The organism is Marinobacter mangrovi (assembly GCF_016798325.1).
Taxonomy (GTDB): Bacteria; Pseudomonadota; Gammaproteobacteria; order Pseudomonadales; family Oleiphilaceae; genus Marinobacter_A; species Marinobacter_A mangrovi.
In genome coordinates this window covers 627,586-643,487 of the sequence record NZ_JAERVO010000002.1, presented here as the reverse complement: position 1 = coordinate 643,487, position 15,902 = coordinate 627,586, and the positions used below count along the sequence as shown (strand labels likewise).

The 15,902-nt window shown below is 59.2% G+C and carries 13 protein-coding genes; 2 read left to right on the top strand and 11 right to left on the bottom strand.

Features of this window, described 5'->3' with window-relative positions; genetic code table 11:
- Positions 1-5 precede the first annotated feature (5 nt).
- From lpxD to rpsB, 11 genes are all read right to left on the bottom strand, one after another.
- Entirely contained in the window at positions 6-1,037 is a 1,032-nt protein-coding gene (gene lpxD / locus JL474_RS09000) for a UDP-3-O-(3-hydroxymyristoyl)glucosamine N-acyltransferase (protein ID WP_203141777.1), read from the bottom strand.
- Between the two features lie 296 nt (positions 1,038-1,333).
- Positions 1,334-1,828, bottom strand: a complete 495-nt coding sequence (locus tag JL474_RS08995) for an OmpH family outer membrane protein (RefSeq protein WP_123634984.1) — start codon at positions 1,826-1,828, stop codon at positions 1,334-1,336.
- Between the two features lie 72 nt (positions 1,829-1,900).
- Positions 1,901-4,219, bottom strand: coding sequence for an outer membrane protein assembly factor BamA (gene bamA, locus JL474_RS08990; RefSeq protein WP_131480967.1), 2,319 nt, complete (start codon positions 4,217-4,219; stop codon positions 1,901-1,903).
- A gap of 44 nt (positions 4,220-4,263) precedes the next feature.
- The gene (rseP, locus tag JL474_RS08985; RefSeq protein WP_203141776.1) at positions 4,264-5,613 is read right to left on the bottom strand and encodes an RIP metalloprotease RseP; all 1,350 of its coding nucleotides are present in this window, start codon (positions 5,611-5,613) and stop codon (positions 4,264-4,266) included.
- Positions 5,614-5,744: 131 nt separating this feature from the next.
- Entirely contained in the window at positions 5,745-6,941 is a 1,197-nt protein-coding gene (ispC, locus tag JL474_RS08980) for a 1-deoxy-D-xylulose-5-phosphate reductoisomerase (protein WP_203141775.1), read from the bottom strand.
- A gap of 16 nt (positions 6,942-6,957) precedes the next feature.
- Positions 6,958-7,800: a phosphatidate cytidylyltransferase gene (locus tag JL474_RS08975; RefSeq protein ID WP_203141774.1), complete on the bottom strand. Its 843-nt coding sequence runs from the start codon at positions 7,798-7,800 to the stop codon at positions 6,958-6,960.
- 21 nt (positions 7,801-7,821) lie between these two features.
- Positions 7,822-8,604 carry a polyprenyl diphosphate synthase gene (uppS, locus tag JL474_RS08970; RefSeq protein WP_123634989.1) on the bottom strand — a complete coding sequence of 261 codons (783 nt, stop codon included), beginning with the start codon at positions 8,602-8,604 and terminating at the stop codon, positions 7,822-7,824.
- A gap of 74 nt (positions 8,605-8,678) precedes the next feature.
- Positions 8,679-9,236, bottom strand: a complete 558-nt coding sequence (frr, locus tag JL474_RS08965) for a ribosome recycling factor (protein ID WP_123634990.1) — start codon at positions 9,234-9,236, stop codon at positions 8,679-8,681.
- Between the two features lie 59 nt (positions 9,237-9,295).
- Positions 9,296-10,024, bottom strand: coding sequence for a UMP kinase (pyrH, locus tag JL474_RS08960; protein ID WP_123634991.1), 729 nt, complete (start codon positions 10,022-10,024; stop codon positions 9,296-9,298).
- A 189-nt stretch (positions 10,025-10,213) separates the two neighbouring features.
- A complete protein-coding gene (gene tsf / locus JL474_RS08955) occupies positions 10,214-11,083 on the bottom strand; it encodes a translation elongation factor Ts (protein ID WP_123634992.1) in 870 nt (289 codons plus the stop codon).
- A gap of 190 nt (positions 11,084-11,273) precedes the next feature.
- Positions 11,274-12,014 (bottom strand): 30S ribosomal protein S2, encoded by a 741-nt coding sequence (gene rpsB / locus JL474_RS08950; RefSeq protein ID WP_123634993.1) that lies wholly within the window; start codon positions 12,012-12,014, stop codon positions 11,274-11,276.
- Positions 12,015-12,367: 353 nt separating this feature from the next.
- Here rpsB and map point away from each other — a divergent pair, with 353 nt between their 5' ends.
- Both map and JL474_RS08940 read left to right on the top strand, forming a co-directional pair.
- Positions 12,368-13,138, top strand: coding sequence for a type I methionyl aminopeptidase (gene map / locus JL474_RS08945; RefSeq protein ID WP_123634994.1), 771 nt, complete (start codon positions 12,368-12,370; stop codon positions 13,136-13,138).
- Positions 13,139-13,222: 84 nt separating this feature from the next.
- Positions 13,223-15,892, top strand: a complete 2,670-nt coding sequence (locus JL474_RS08940; protein WP_123634995.1) for a [protein-PII] uridylyltransferase — start codon at positions 13,223-13,225, stop codon at positions 15,890-15,892.
- Positions 15,893-15,902 lie beyond the last annotated feature (10 nt).

Genomic DNA, 15,902 nt, shown 5'->3' with positions numbered 1-15,902 from the left:
CGGCCTCAGGCTCGTTTAAGCAGTTTCTTCTCTAACTCGCGCAATTTCCGCGCCAGATCATCCAGCTGACGGAAGCGCACGACGCTCTTTTGCCACTTGCGGTTTGTATCCACGCCGGTACCTGACGAGTAAACACCCGGTTCCTTCAGACTGCGTGTCACCATCGTCATGCCGGTCAGGTGCACGTTGTCGGTAATCTCGAGATGTCCACCCACACCGGATGCGCCACCAAAGACGCAGTGCCGTCCCACCCGGGTACTGCCGGCTATCCCGGTCAGTGCCGCCATAGCCGTGTGATCACCGATACTCACGTTATGGGCAATCTGGATGAGATTATCCAGTTTGACGCCATCGCCGATGACGGTGTCGTCCAGCGCGCCGCGATCAATTGTCGTGTTGGCGCCAATCTCCACATCATCGCCGATGACCACGCGTCCAACCTGGGCGATGCGATGCCAGACGCCTTTTTCATTGGCGAATCCAAACCCCTGGGAACCGATCACGGCACCGCTCAGGATCAGGCAACGCTTGCCGACGATGACGTCGTGATAGAGCGTCACCCGCGGGTTGAGTCGTGACCCTTCCCCGACCCGGCAGCGCTGACCGACCACACTACCCGCGCCAATCACCGCATGATCAGCGATCGACGCGTCTGCCTCGATAACCGCCTGGGGACCGATCCAGGCTGTTTCGGCAATCGTTGCCGACGGATCAACCACCGCCGAGGGATGAATGCCGGCCTCAGGATTGGGCTCGGGATCAAACCAGTGGCTCAACCGAGCATAACCGAGGTAGGGATTGTCCAGTAACAGGACATTGGTCGGACACTCGTCAGCCATATCCGGCGAGACGATCACGGCCGTAGCTTGCGTCTCCTTGAGATAGCGGCCGTAGGACGGGTTGGCCAGGAAAGAGATCTGGCCCTCTCCCGCAGACTGCAGCGTCGCAATGCCGCTGATCTGGACCGATTCATCCCCGATTACGCGGCCGCCCAGTGCCTGTGCAATGTCGCCCAGCGTATGGACTTTGTTCGTCATGATTCACTCCACCCTGTCTTGGGATACTGCTTCGGGCTCACCGTCGCAAATACACAGGACGCGGACAGCTTCCCTTGTGCTAGCCACCAGACCTGAAAAGCCCCTGAAAAGGTGACGGGTCGCCTCGCCTCCTTATTGAGGGCGAAATACAACCCGCCCCTGGACAGGGGCTCTTCGCCAAAACGAGTCGCCCGAAAAACACCGCCGAATCCTGCCAGAGGCCCCGCAGCGGGACAATGGCTGGAACCCCCTGATTCGGAGGCGCTCACGTCGTTTTCAGGCAGCGACCCATCGACTTATTTGTTGAGTTTCTTGATCAACTCTTTGGTCAGGTCCATATCCGGCTTGGCATAGACAACGGCTTCGCTCGGCAGCACCAGATCCAGGTCATGCTCTTCAAGCAGTGCCTTCACGGCCGCATCCACCTGCGGACGAGCGTCTTCGAGGAACTTCTGCTTGCGGCTGTTGACGGTTGAGTCCAGACGGTTCTTGAGATACTGGAATTCCTGGACCTTGTCCTTGAATTTGCCCGACAGCTCGTTGCGCTCGGACTCGTTCATCATAGCACCGTCTTTTTCCAGACGTTCCTTGAGCTTGCGAGCTTCTTCCTGGGCGTCCCGGACTTTCTGTTCATCGTCACTGAACTCGGACTGAAGCTGTTTGCTGAATGCCTGCGCGTCATCCGAAGAAAAAAGAGCGCGGCGCAAGTCCACGACACCAATCTTGGTGTCGGCCAGTGCCGGCACCGCCAGCATCAAGGCCAGGGCTGCAACCATCATCTTCTTCATCATGCTGAAAACTCCTGTTCATTCGTCTTGTTCTGCGCATTGTACCGATTGCGCTGCGCGATTTGAGCCCGGCGATTAATAAGTTTGCCCCAGTGAGAACTGGAACACCTGCGTATTGTCCCCGGATTTATCGTTCAGCGGCTTGGCCAGACTGAACGCCAGCGGGCCAATCGCGGTAATCCACTGGAAGCTGATGCCCGCCGCTGTCCGGACTTCGCCCAGCTTGGGATCGTAACCGCGACTGGTATCGAAGACCTGACCGGCATCCAGGAAGAAAGCCGTCCGCATGGACCGGGTATCGCCGGCAAACGGTGTCGGGAAGATGAGTTCCATGCTGCCTTCGGTCAGCAGGTTACCGCCGAACGGATCCGGATCGGAGTTGTCGCCAACGGCGTTGGTGGCAAGCGGCCCAAGAGAGTTGGCCTCATAACCCCGAACCGAACCATAGCCACCGGCGAAGTAGTTCTCATAGAACGGCAGCTCACTGTTGTTGCCGTAGCCATCGCCGTATCCAACGTCCGTCCGCGTATGGAATACCCAGGTCTGGTTGTCGTTCAGCGGCTGATAGAAGTTGGTCCGATGAGACGCTTTGTAATACGTCAGGTCACTGCCCGGCACTGCCACATCCAGCGAAATCGACTGACTGAAACCGGCGGTCGGCAATACGCCGCGGTTCAGCGAGTTGCGAGTCCAGCTACCGGTCAGGTGGAAGGTATCCGAGGTGTCGCCATATTCATCGATAAAGTCGGAGACTTCCTGGGCCGGATAATCATCCAGCTTGATCTTGGTCCGCGTATAACCGGTACCAAAATTCAGACGGGTGATGCTGTCAATCGGATAGCCAAAATCGATACTGCCGCCATACTCGTCCAGCAGGTAGGAGGTAATATCCTGCTCATCGTAATCGGTCTGGCGCCCGTACAGACTGAAGCCACGACTGACGCCATCAACGGTATAGTAAGGATTGGTGTAGGAGAACTTGGCACTCTGCACCGAATCACTGTGAGTGGCGCCGATCGTGACCTGCTTGCCAGTGCCGAAGAAGTTCTTCTCGGAGACGCTGGCCCCCAGGATCACGCCGGAACTCTGCGAGAAGCCCAGCGAGGCGGAGAGGCTGCCCGTAGGCTGCTCTTCCACGGTGTAATTGACGTCGACCTGATCATCGTGACCCGGCACGCGGACCGTTTCCACGTCCACGGTTTTGAAGAAACCCAGTCGTTCCAGTTTCGTCTTGGAGTATTCGATCAGATCGGTCGAAGCCACGCCGCCTTCCATCTGCACCATTTCCTGGCGCAGAACCTCGTCACGGGTGCTGACGTTCCCCTTGAAGTTGACCCGGCGAACGTAGGCTCGCTTACCTGGCTCAACATAGAACGTCACCGATGCGGTGTGATCATCGTGGGTTTCCGGCACCGCGTTGACGTTGGCGAAGGTGTAGCCTTCCTTGCCCAGACGACGGGAAAGACGTTCGGACGTATTGGTCAGCGCCTGCTGTGAGTAGGTGTCGCCGGACTTCAGCTTGATCAGATCACGCAGTTCGCTTTCTTTCAGGATCAGGTCACCACGCAGTTTGATGTCCGAGATGGTGTACTTCGGCCCCTCATTAATCGCGATGGTGATGAAGACGTCTTTCTTGTCCGGAGAGATGGAGACCTGACTGGACTCCACGTTGAAATCGATATACCCACGGTCCAGATACCAGGAGCGCAGCGTTTCCAGATCGCCGCTCAAACGTTCGCGAGCGTACTTGTCGGAGTTGGTGATCGAGGCCCACCAGTTGGATGTTTCCAGTTCGAACTGGTCGAGTAGCTGTTCGTCGGAGAAGGATTCGTTGCCAATGATATTGATATGACGGATCGAGGCGACTTCGCCCTCGTTGATGTCCAGCTTGATCGCCACCCGGTTGCGGGGCAGTTCTTCCGCCGTCGCCTTGACCCGGGCACTGTAGCGGCCCTGGGCCACATAGGAGCGCTGGATTTCCAGCTCGAGTCGCTCCAGGGTGGCGCGCTTGAAGACCTGCCCTTCCTTCAGGCCGGCACTGTCCAGGGCCTGCTTGAGCGCATCGGTCTCGATCGCCTTGTTCCCTTCAATATCGATGGAACTGATGGCTGGCCGCTCCTTGACGGTCAGGACCAGGACGTCATCGTCCCGGCTGGCGCTCAGATCCGTAAACAGCCCGGTACCGAACAGGTTCTTGATCGCATCCGCCAGTGACACTTCGTCGACCGGCTCACCGATATCAACGGGGAAGGCACCAAATACGGTCCCGGCGGACACCCGCTGCAATCCTTCGACTTCGATATCGGATACGACAAACTGGTCAGCCAGAGCCGATGGCAGGACCCCTACTGTGGAAATGAGGCCTACTGCCACACTCAGAAGAGAACGTCTCATTCAGATAATTCGCCTGTTTATGCGCGTACGGAAGGTCGTGATTCTCACAACCGCATCAGGTCGTTGTAAAGAGCAAAGACCATCAATGTCAGGATCATGGCCATCCCTATTCTCACTCCGGCCGCCTGCACCTGCTCGGAGAGCGGTTTGCGCCGGATGGCCTCCAGGCTGTAGAAGAGAATATGGCCGCCGTCCAGAACGGGAACCGGCAACAGGTTCAGCACGCCAAGGCTCACGCTCAGATACGCCAGGAACTGGATGAAATCCTCGAACCCGGAGCTCACGCTTTGCTCGGCAACGCGGGCAATGGTAATGGGGCCGCTGAGATTATTCAAAGACAGCAACCCGGTCACCATTTTCTTGATGGCGATCAGAGTCAGGCGGGTGTCCCCCCAGGTCTCACCCACCGCATGCGGAATAGCTGCCAGGACACCGTATCGGGTATTCCGCATCATGTCGTCCGGCCAGTCGACCGGCTTGACCCCGGCACCGACCAGACCAATCACCTGACCGTCCTCGGTTTCGTGTCTTGCAGGCGTGACATCCACCTGCCGCTCCTGCCCATCACGCGTCAGCGTCAATGTCAGTGTTTTCTCGGGCGACGCCTGGATCTTCTTGACCAGAGCGAACCAATCCTCCACCGGTGTACCGTTAACCGCTTCGATATGATCGCCGGCCTTCAGACCAGCCGCTTGTGCACGGCCACCCTCCATAACCTGGCCCAGCACCGCTGGCACATCCGGGCGGTATGGCGCGATACCAAACAGGTCGATCGGATTGGGTTCATCCTGATCCAACCGCCAGCCCTGGAGATCGGCCGAATGCTCGCTGGTCCCGCCATCTTCCCGGACGGTCATGCGAACCTGGCCATATTCACCGGCACGTTCCAGTAACGAGGCGCCGATGTCGCGCCAGTTGGCTGCCGGCTCGCCGTCGACGCTGATGATTTCCATGCCGGGCGACAACCCCATGCGTTCGGCCACACTGCCCGGTTTGACGTCCCCCACCACCGGCGCGACTGTGGTGACGCCCACGACGCTCAACAACCAGTAGGCGAAGATGGCAAACAGGAAATTGGCGGCAGGACCGGCGGCGGCAATGGCGATGCGCTTGCCGGGGGACTTCCGGGTGAAGGCCTGGTCGAGCTGATCATCGGGCACCGGCCCTTCCCGCTCATCCAGCATCTTGACGTAGCCGCCCAGCGGAATGGCGGCCACCGCAAACTCGGTGCCGTGCCGGTCGTACCGGGAAAACATGGGCTTGCCGAAGCCGACAGAAAACCGCAATACCTTCACGCCACACCGGCGGGCCACCCAGAAGTGCCCGTATTCGTGGATGGTGACCAGGATGCCCAGGGTCACGATGAGCGCAAGCGCTGATTCAATAAACTGCATGTTGCTCCGGATTCAAACCAGGTTAAGGCCGACCTGCCTGGGGCAGACTCCGACCGTGACGATGCCCGTCGTCACACGCCTCTTTATATCGGCTGGACGCCTCGGGAAAGACATCCGCCAGGAGACCGACCTTACTTGAGGCCAGACACTGAGACCGCGCGTCTGCGAATCTGTTCCGCAGCGAAGGCCCGGGATTCACGATCTTTTTCGAAGATAACGGAAAAACCGTCCGCGGCAACCGCCGGCAACGACGACAGAACCGATTCAATCACGGCCGGAATATCGGTAAAACGGATCTCACGACGCAGGAAGGCAGCCACCGCCTCTTCATTGGCCGCATTCAGAACGGCTGGCGCGGTACCGCCGCATTCAAACGCCTCCGCTGCCAGCCGCAGGCAGGGGAAACGCTGCAAGTCCGGCCGCTCGAAATGAAAGCGCCCAAGGGCAAACAGGTCCAGAGGAGCGACACCGGCATCAATCCTCTCCGGCCAGCCCAGCCCATTGGCGATCGGTGTACGCATATCGGGGCTTCCCAACTGGGCCAGCACCGAGCCATCCACATACTCCACCATGGAGTGGATGATGCTTTCCGGATGCACATGCACCTCAATTTGCGACGGCCGGGTATTGAACAGCCAGCAGGCTTCGATCAACTCCAGCCCCTTGTTCATCAGGCTGGCCGAATCCACCGAAATCTTCTGCCCCATACTCCAGTTGGGATGGGCGCAAGCCTGCTCGGGAGACACATCAACCAGGGCGTCCGCCGGCGTTTCGCGGAACGGGCCACCAGAGGCGGTCAGCAATACCCGACGGACGCCAGCTCCCTGGAAATCACGCACCTGGTGCGGCGGCAGGCACTGGAAAATCGCGTTGTGTTCGCTGTCGATCGGTAGCAACTCCGCCCCGCTCTCGGCCACCGCATCCATAAACAGGGCGCCGGACATGACCAGCGCTTCCTTATTGGCCAGCAGCACCCGTTTGCCGGCGCGCACGGCAGCCAGTGTCGGCTCAAGCCCGGCCGCGCCGACGATCGCCGCCATAACGGTATCGCTGTCATCCGCATCAGCGACAGCGACCAGCCCCTCTGGCCCGGATAGAACCTCAACCTGCCAAGCCGCCGGCACCTGTTGTTGAAGCCGCACAGCGGCCTCAGGGTCAGCCATGACGGCATAGCGCGGCCGATACCGCCGGCACAGCTCAAGCATGCTGTCGACCTGACGGCAGGCCGTCAGCGCGAACACACGAAAACGATCCGGATGGCGGGCGATGACATCGAGCGTGCTCAGGCCGATTGAGCCCGTCGCGCCCAGGACGGTTACGTGACGCATGGTGCCCCCAGCAGGTTCATGCAATCGGACTGACCTGAAGCCAGCCCAGCAGGGTAATACACAGGGCAAAGACGGGGATGGCCGCGGTCAGGCTATCAATGCGGTCCATGATACCACCGTGACCGGGCAACAACTGACTGCTGTCCTTGATGCCCCGGAAGCGCTTGAGCATGCTTTCAAGCAAATCCCCAAGCACCGACACCGCCCCGGTAATGAGACTGACGACCAGCAGCAGTCCCGTTTCGGTGGCGCTGCAACCAATCACCAGGCTCACAATCAAAGACAGCGCCGCCACAGCGACCAGCCCGCCCCAGACGCCGGCCCAGGACTTCCCGGGACTGACCCGGGGGGCGAGCTTGGCCTTGCCGAAAGCGCGACCCGCAAAATAGGCGCCGATATCTGCCACCCAAACCACGCAAAAGACGTAGAGCAACAGAAGCAGATTATTATCCGCATTGGCCAGATGAAAATCTCCGGAGCGCAACTGGTTCAGACCGACCCATGCGGGGACGAGCACCAGCCCGCCCATGAGCGCCCTGACCGGAACCGGCTGCCATTGCTGACTGCCGCCCGGATAGGCCCGTACCAACAACAGGGCAACGACCCACCAGATCACCGCCAGCACCAGGACGGTCAGCGCCGTGCTTTGCAACAACAGGAAAAGAACCAGTGCAGTGGCGAGGGCATAGCCAATGCGGGCGGGACCGGCCGTCATGCCGGCCATGTTGGCCCACTCCCAGGCACCGATGGAAATGATGATCCCGGTAAACAGGGCAAAGCCCAGTGGTGGCAGGAAAAAAATACATCCAATGGCGATCGGAGCCAGGATGAGGGCTGTGATGACACGTGTTTTGAGCACAACAGGGCTCGCTCTTGTTATTTATTTGGATTCGGAGCCAGTCGCGGCGGCCTTCTCCAGTTGATCGTCCGTCTGACCGAAGCGACGCTTGCGGCCGGCATAGGCCTCCAGTGCCGCGAGCATCTCCCGCTCGTCAAAATCCGGCCAGAACACGTTGGAAAAGTGGAATTCGGTGTACGCAAGGTGCCACAACAGGAAATTGCTGATGCGCTGCTCTCCGGCGGTACGGATCAGCAGGTCAGGCATGGGCAGATCACCAATGCACAGCCGCTTTTGCAGGTGCTCGTCGGTGATGTCGCCCGGTTGCAGTAGGCCATTCTGGACGTCCCGCGCCAGCGACTGTGCCGCCTGGGTAATATCCCAGTGCCCGCCATAGTTGGCGGCGATCACCAGCGTCATACGCGTGTTCCCGGCCGTCAATTCTTCTGCCCGGGCCATGTGCTCCTGCAGCTTGTCGTTGAACGCGGAGCGATCGCCGATAATGCGCAAGCGGATGTTGTTGCGATGCAGCTTACGGACTTCGCGTTCCAGAGCCATCAGAAACAGACGCATCAGCGCCGATACTTCATCCTTGGGCCGCCGCCAGTTCTCGCTGCTGAATGCAAACAGCGTCAGCACTTCGACGCCATTCCGGGCGCAGGTCTCGACCGTCGAGCGCACTGCGTTGACGCCGGCCTTGTGACCCGCGACTCCCGCCAGCCGGCGCAGCTTCGCCCAGCGATTGTTGCCATCCATAATGATGGCCACATGCCGCGGCGTTGAGGCCGCCGTCACCGGTATGTTGGCGGATAGACTTTCCGTCATGCCTTCCCCTGATACGTCACGGGGGCGCCGGGATCATTGTCCCCGGTCGCCCCCGGTAAATTCCAGAACAGGAATCAGACCTCCATGAGGTCGTCTTCCTTGCTCTTGAGCATCTTTTCGACTTCAGCGATGTAGCGGTCGGTCAGCTTCTGGACCTCTTCCTCGCCCTTACGCTCTTCGTCTTCGGTGATGTCCTTTTCCTTGAGCAGTTCTTTCAGGTCGTTATTCGCGTCACGCCGTGCGTTACGGATGGAAACGCGACCGTGCTCGGCGTCCGCCTTGGCCTGTTTGACCAGCTCACGACGGCTTTCCTCGGTCAGCATCGGCATGGGCACGCGGATAATATCGCCATTGCTGGCCGGGTTCAGGCCCAGGTCAGACATCATGATGGCCTTTTCGATGGCCGGGACCATGTTCTTCTCCCACGGGGCAACCGCCAGCGTACGGGAATCTTCAACGTTGACCGCAGCCACCTGCTTCAGCGGGGTTTCCTGGCCGTAGTAGTTGACCGTGACGCTGTCCAGGATGGCCGGATGCGCGCGGCCGGTGCGGATCTTGTTGAAGGCCGAGTGCAGCGCGTCCAGACTCTTCTTCATGCGCTTTTCGGCGTCTGACTTGATTTCGTTGATCACTTTGAATTCCTCAATTCAGTCCGTTGCCCGGAAAATGCGTGTTCAGGCTCGGTCGAGCCTTATTCAATCAGTGTACCTTCTGCCTCGCCCACCACGATACGGGTCAGCGCGCCGGACTTGTTCATGTTGAACACGCGAACCGGCATACCCTGGTCGCGGCACAGGCAAATGGCAGTGAGATCCATGACGCCGAGCTTTTTGTCGAGCACTTCATCATAGGTCAGGCTTTCGTATTTCTCAGCCGAGGGATCCTTGACCGGATCGGCGGAGTAAACGCCGTCGACCTTGGTCGCCTTGAGAACGACGTCGGCATCGATCTCGATGCCCCGCAGACACGCCGCCGAATCCGTCGTGAAGAAGGGGTTCCCGGTACCGGCACAGAAAATCACCACGTCGCCGTCTTTCAGGTCGCGCACGGCCCGGCGACGGTCGTAATGCTCGACAATACCACTCATCGGAATGGCGGACATAACACGCGTGCGGATGTTGGAGCGTTCCAACGCATCCCGCATTGCCAGTCCGTTCATCATGGTTGCCAGCATGCCCATATGGTCGCCGGTCACCCGATCCATACCCGCTGCGTTGAGCGCGGCGCCCCGGAACAGGTTACCCCCGCCGATGACCAGCCCCACCTGGACACCAATACCGATCAATGCGCCGATTTCCAGCGCCATGCGATCAAGGACCTTGGGGTCAATGCCGAAATCCTGCTCACCCATCAGGGCTTCGCCGCTGAGCTTGAGAAGGACACGTTTGTATTTGGGCTGGGACTGCGAGTGTTTCGGCATGGCGAGGGTTCCCCTAATGGCGTGAACGATGACTTGACGGTCGACAACGCCTGTCGCCGCCGAAGCTCGCCGTCGCAGACGTTATCAGGGTCAGGGTTGCATCCGGAACGGCCCGACGTCAGACCGTTCCGGATGCAACCCGCGGCGGCGCCGCCGGAACGGCGCGCGACGCGGCTTGCAGAAGCGGGATCAGGCCTTGCCAGTACCTGCCGCTGCAGCCACTTCTGCAGCGAAATCCACTTCTTCTTTCTCGATGCCTTCACCGACTTCCAGACGGATGAAACCGGCCAGTTCGGCACCCTGCTCTTTCAGCAGCGCCTTGACGGTCTGATCCGGGTTCTTCACGAAAGGCTGTTCCACGAGGCTGTTTTCCTTCAGGAACTTGTTGATCCGGCCGGTCATCATCTTCTCGACGATTTCCTCCGGCTTGCCTTCCATGTCCGGCTGCGCGCGGATGATGTCCTTCTCTTTCTCGACTTCGTCCTGCGGCATTTCGTCCGGCTTGCCAACCCGCGGGTTAACGGCTGCGACGTGCATGGCGATGTCACGTGCCGTTTCAGCGTTACCGCCGGTCAGGGCCACAACAGAAGCAATCTTGCTGTTGCTGTGAACGTAGCCATCGACCACGTCGCCTTCGATCTTCAGGATGCGACGAACGGTGATGTTCTCACCGATCTTCTGGACCAGCGCTTCACGCTTGCCTTCCAGATCGCCTTCCATCAACTTGGCCACGTCAGTCTCACCGGTCTTGACCGCAACTTCCAGAACTTCGTTGGCAAAAGTCATGAAGTTATCGTCACGTGCGACGAAGTCAGTCTCGGAGTTCACTTCCAGCAACGTAGCGCTCTTGTTGTCGTCGGCAACGCTCAGCACGGCAACACCTTCAGCCGCAGTACGGCCGGCCTTCTTGGCCGCTTTCAGGCCGGAAGACTTGCGCAGCTCTTCAATCGCGTTTTCAACACTGCCCTCGGCTTCAACCAGTGCTTTCTTGCACTCCATCATGCCCAGACCCGTGCGCTCACGCAGCTCTTTGACCATTGCAGCGGTAATAGCAGCCATGTTCAATCCTCTCGTTTCAATATCCGGTCAATGACACCCGTGGTTGGGCGCCACCTCTTTAATTCGCGGGGCCGACCGGGTATGCATGCGGTCGACCCTGTGTCATTGCGAGCACCTGCAACCCTTACAAAAAAGGGGGACTCAGCCCCCCTTTTTCGTCGCTGAATCTGAATCAGCCGGTTGCACCGCCTTATTCAGCAGCCGGTGCGTCTTCTTCGCTGACTTCAACGAACTCATCAGCACCGGTGCCACCCTGGCTCGCTTCGAGGCAGGTATCGGCAACGGCTTTCACGTAGATCTGAATCGCACGGATCGCATCGTCGTTACCCGGGATCACGTAATCGACGCCGTCCGGATCGCTGTTGGTATCGACAACGCCGATAACCGGGATGCCCAGCTTGTTGGCTTCCTTGATGGCGATGCGCTCGTGGTCCACGTCAATCACGAACAGTGCGTCCGGCAGGCCGCCCATGTCCTTGATACCGCCGATGCTGCGCTCGAGCTTGTCCATCTCACGGGTGCGCTCCAGCGCTTCCTTCTTGGTCAGCTTGTCGAAGGTACCGTCCTGGCTCTGGGTTTCCAGATCACGGTAGCGACGGATGGACTGACGGATCGTCTTGTAGTTGGTCAGCATACCGCCCAACCAGCGATGGTTGACGTACGGCTGGTTGGCGCGCTGAGCCTCTTCCTTGATGATCTTGGCCGCGGCGCGCTTGGTGCCAACGAACAGGATCTTGTTCTTGTTCTCGGCCAGCTGACGGATGAAGTTCAGCGCTTCGTCCATGGCCGGAACAGTCTGTTCCAGGTTGATGATATGAATCTTGTTGCGGGCGCCGAAGATGAACTTCGACATTTTCGGGTTCCAGTAACGAGTCTGGTGACCGAAGTGAGCGCCTGCCTTGAGCAGGTCACGCATGTTGACTTGTGCCATGATCAATACCTTTCAAACTTTGGGTTAGTCCTCCACGTGTCCAATTGCCCAACCCGCAGGATCCGATCCTGACAAGCACCCTGGGTCAACGTGTCGACACATGTGTGTTTTTTGCTGATCACTACCTGAACAAGCGTCCGGACAATGGCTTCAGCGGGCGCGTTTATACCATATGAGCACCCAAATACGCCACTTGTTTTTCATTAACGCACTACGCACTTGCCGAAGATCAAGGCCTTATAATGATCCCTATATAGAGCGGGCATATGGTCCAATTAGAAAGCGTTGCCTTGTACCATCCGTGGCACCTCCCTAAAATGGGCGCTTAATCCGTGTGAAGGAAAGCCTTACTGATGCAGGTATCGATCAAGACCCCTGAGGAAATTGAAAAGATGCGTGTGGCCGGTCGCCTGGCCGCCGACGTGCTGGAGATGATCGGTGAACACGTCAAGCCCGGCGTAACCACTGAAGAACTGGACCGCATTTGCCATGACTATATTGTCAATGTCCAGAAGGCTATCCCGGCGCCCCTGAACTACAAGGGCTTTCCAAAATCGATCTGCACGTCCGTCAACCATGTCGTCTGCCATGGCATTCCGAGCGAAAAGAAGGTGCTCAAGAACGGCGATACGTTGAATATTGACGTCACGGTGATCAAAGACGAGTTCCACGGCGACACCAGCAAGATGTTCTTCGTAGGCGAACCTAAAATTGCGGCGGAACGACTCGTGCGCATTACCCAGGAATGCCTCTATAAAGGGATCGAGCTTGTCCGCCCGGGCACCCGTCTTGGCGATATCGGCCATGTCATCCAGCAGCACGCGGAGAAAAGCCGTTATTCGGTCGTTCGCGACTATTGCGGGCATGGCATCGGGCGCGTCTTCCACGAGGAGCCTCAGGTCATGCATTATGGCCGTCCAGGCACCGGATTCGAGCTGCAGGAAGGCATGACCTTTACCATTGAGCCAATGATCAACCAGGGCAAGTACCACTGCAAACTGCTACCGGATGGCTGGACCGTGGTCACCAAGGATCACAAGCTGTCAGCCCAGTGGGAGCACACCATCCTGGTAACAGCCGATGGCCACGAAGTGCTGACGAAGCGCTCGGACGAGACGTTTTAAGCCAGCAGAGCAACCCGATCCTGCCCTATAGTGTCTCAGGCCGGGTTGCCCGGCCTGCCATTAGCCGCCGAGGCCACGACTACCATGGCGACAGCCGACGTCCTTGATACAGCCAGTCTGGAAGCCCAGATCGCCGAAGCGCCTTCACCGATCGGGCCGGCCAGGCAAGCCCTGAAGGCCACTTTCGAGACCCACGCCCAGGCGTTTCGTAACGGCGCTGATGTCCGTGAACTGGTCATGGCCCGGGCGCTTTCGGTCGATCGCATACTGGCCCTGCTGTGGAGTCGTTACGAGTTTGCCGCATCGGACGATATTGCCCTGATTGCCGTCGGGGGTTATGGCCGCGGGGAACTCCATCCCCATTCGGATATCGACCTGCTCATTCTCACGCGCGACCAGGTCCACGAAGCATGGCAGGAGGACCTGACCAGCTTTATTACCCTGCTTTGGGATCTGCGCCTGGATATCGGCCACAGCGTCCGCAGCATCGAGGAAAGCAAGGCAGCGGCGCGGGACGACGTCACTATCCTCACCAACTTGCTGGAAACCCGCACCATCGCCGGTCCGGACAGCCTGCGTGCGACCCTTTCGGAGCAGGTCTACTCAGACGACGTCAGCGCCGATCGAGCCTATTTCATCGCCAAGCGGGAAGAACAACGCCGTCGCCACGAAAAATACGGCGACACCGAGTACAACCTGGAGCCCAACATCAAGGGCTCGCCCGGCGGCTTGCGGGACATCCAGACCATCGGCTGGATCACCAAGCGCCACTTTGGCCTGGAGTCCATTGCCGACCTGACCCGGTTCAGCATTCTCACCGAGGAGGAATACCAGATCATCCTCAACGGCGAGAACTTCCTGTGGCGCCTTCGCTACGGCTTACAACTGATCGCCGACCGCAACGAAAACCGCCTGCTGTTCGACCACCAGCGCGCCCTGGCCGAGATGCTCGGATACCACGACAAAGGCAAACGCCTGGGCGTGGAAATCATGATGCAGGAGTATTACCGCACGGTCCTGGCCCTGGCGGAGCTGACGGACGTGATCCTGCAGTACTACGACGAGGCGATCCTGGGCTCCGACGGGAACGACGACATCCACCCGATCAACAAGCGCTTCCAGATCCGTAACGGTTACATCGAGGCCATCAACAATCAGGTCTTTGCGTACGCGCCCTATGCGCTGATGGAAATCTTCGTACTGATGGCCCAGAACCCGACCATCCGCGGTATCCGGGCAACCACCATCCGATCCCTGCGGGCCCACCGTCATTTGATCGACGACGCGTTCCGCTCCGACCTCGCGGTCACCACATTGTTCATGGAGCTGCTGCGCACACCGCACGCCCTCGACCAGACCCTGTCCTTCATGAAGAAGTACAACGTGCTGGGCCGTTACCTGCCCGAATTCGGGGCTATTATCGGGCAGATGCAGTACGACCTGTTCCATATATTCACGGTCGACGCCCACACCCTTAGGGTGATCCGCAATATGGTGCAGATGAGTGGCGACGAGGCACTCTCCAACTTCCCGCTCGCCTCACGCCTGGTGCATCGCCTGCCCAAGCTGGAAAACCTCTATATTGCCGGCCTGTACCACGACATCGCCAAGGGCCGCGGCGGCGACCACTCGGAACTGGGCGCCGAGGAAGCCATCGACTTTTGCGACCGCCATCACCTGAGCCAACGGGACACCCACCTGATTGCCTGGCTCGTGGAAAACCACCTCCTGATGTCGATGACCGCCCAGCGCAAGGACATCTCCGACCCGGACATCATCCACGCCTTCGCCCGGGCCGTGCCCAGTCAGGTGCACCTGGACTATCTGTACGTGCTGACGGTTTGCGACATCAGCGCGACCAATCCGAAACTCTGGAATACCTGGCGCGCCTCCCTGCTGCGCCAGCTCTACATCGAGGCCAAGCGAGCCCTGCGCCGGGGGTCAGAGACACCGGTGGACCGCAACGAGTGGATCAAGGCCACCCAATCCGAGGCCCGGGAAATCCTGCTGGCCCAGAACATTACCGACGAGCAGATCGATGCCATCTGGGATGTGATGGACGAGGACTACTTCCTGCAGGATTCCACCGTCGACATCGCCTGGCAGACCGCCGCCATTATCCGTCACGGCAACGATCCCGATCCGCTGGTCATGATCCGCGATACCCGCGGCGGGCCAACCGATGGCTTTTCGCAGATCGTGATCTACATGAAAGACCGGGCAGCTCTCTTCGCGGCCACAACCGCCGTGCTCGAACAACTTAACCTCAACATCGTTGACGCCCGCATCAGCAGCAGCGACGGCCCTTATTCCATCAGCGCCTACGTGGTGCTGGATGAACAGGGCCAGCCGCTGGGCAAGGACCAGGCGCGCAAGGAACGGGTTCGCCAGCGCCTGATTGAGGAGCTGGACGATCCCGAGGATTACCCGGACATCATCCATCGCCGCACACCGCGACAGCTCAAGCACTTCTCGTTCCCGACCCAGGTCACCTTCTCCAATGACACGGTGAACCAGCGGACCGTTATGGAAGTCATCACACCGGACCGCCCCGGCCTGCTGGCACGTATCGGCAGCATCCTTCTGGAAAACAACGTTCGGCTGACCAACGCCAAGATCGCTACGCTGGGCGAGCGAGTCGAAGACGTGTTCTTCGTCACCGACGAGGAAGGTGCACCGCTCAGTGACCCTGTCGTCTGCCAGGCCTTACAGGACGACCTGTGCCGCCAGCTGGACGAGAGCGTGGGCGTCTAAATTTTCCCAG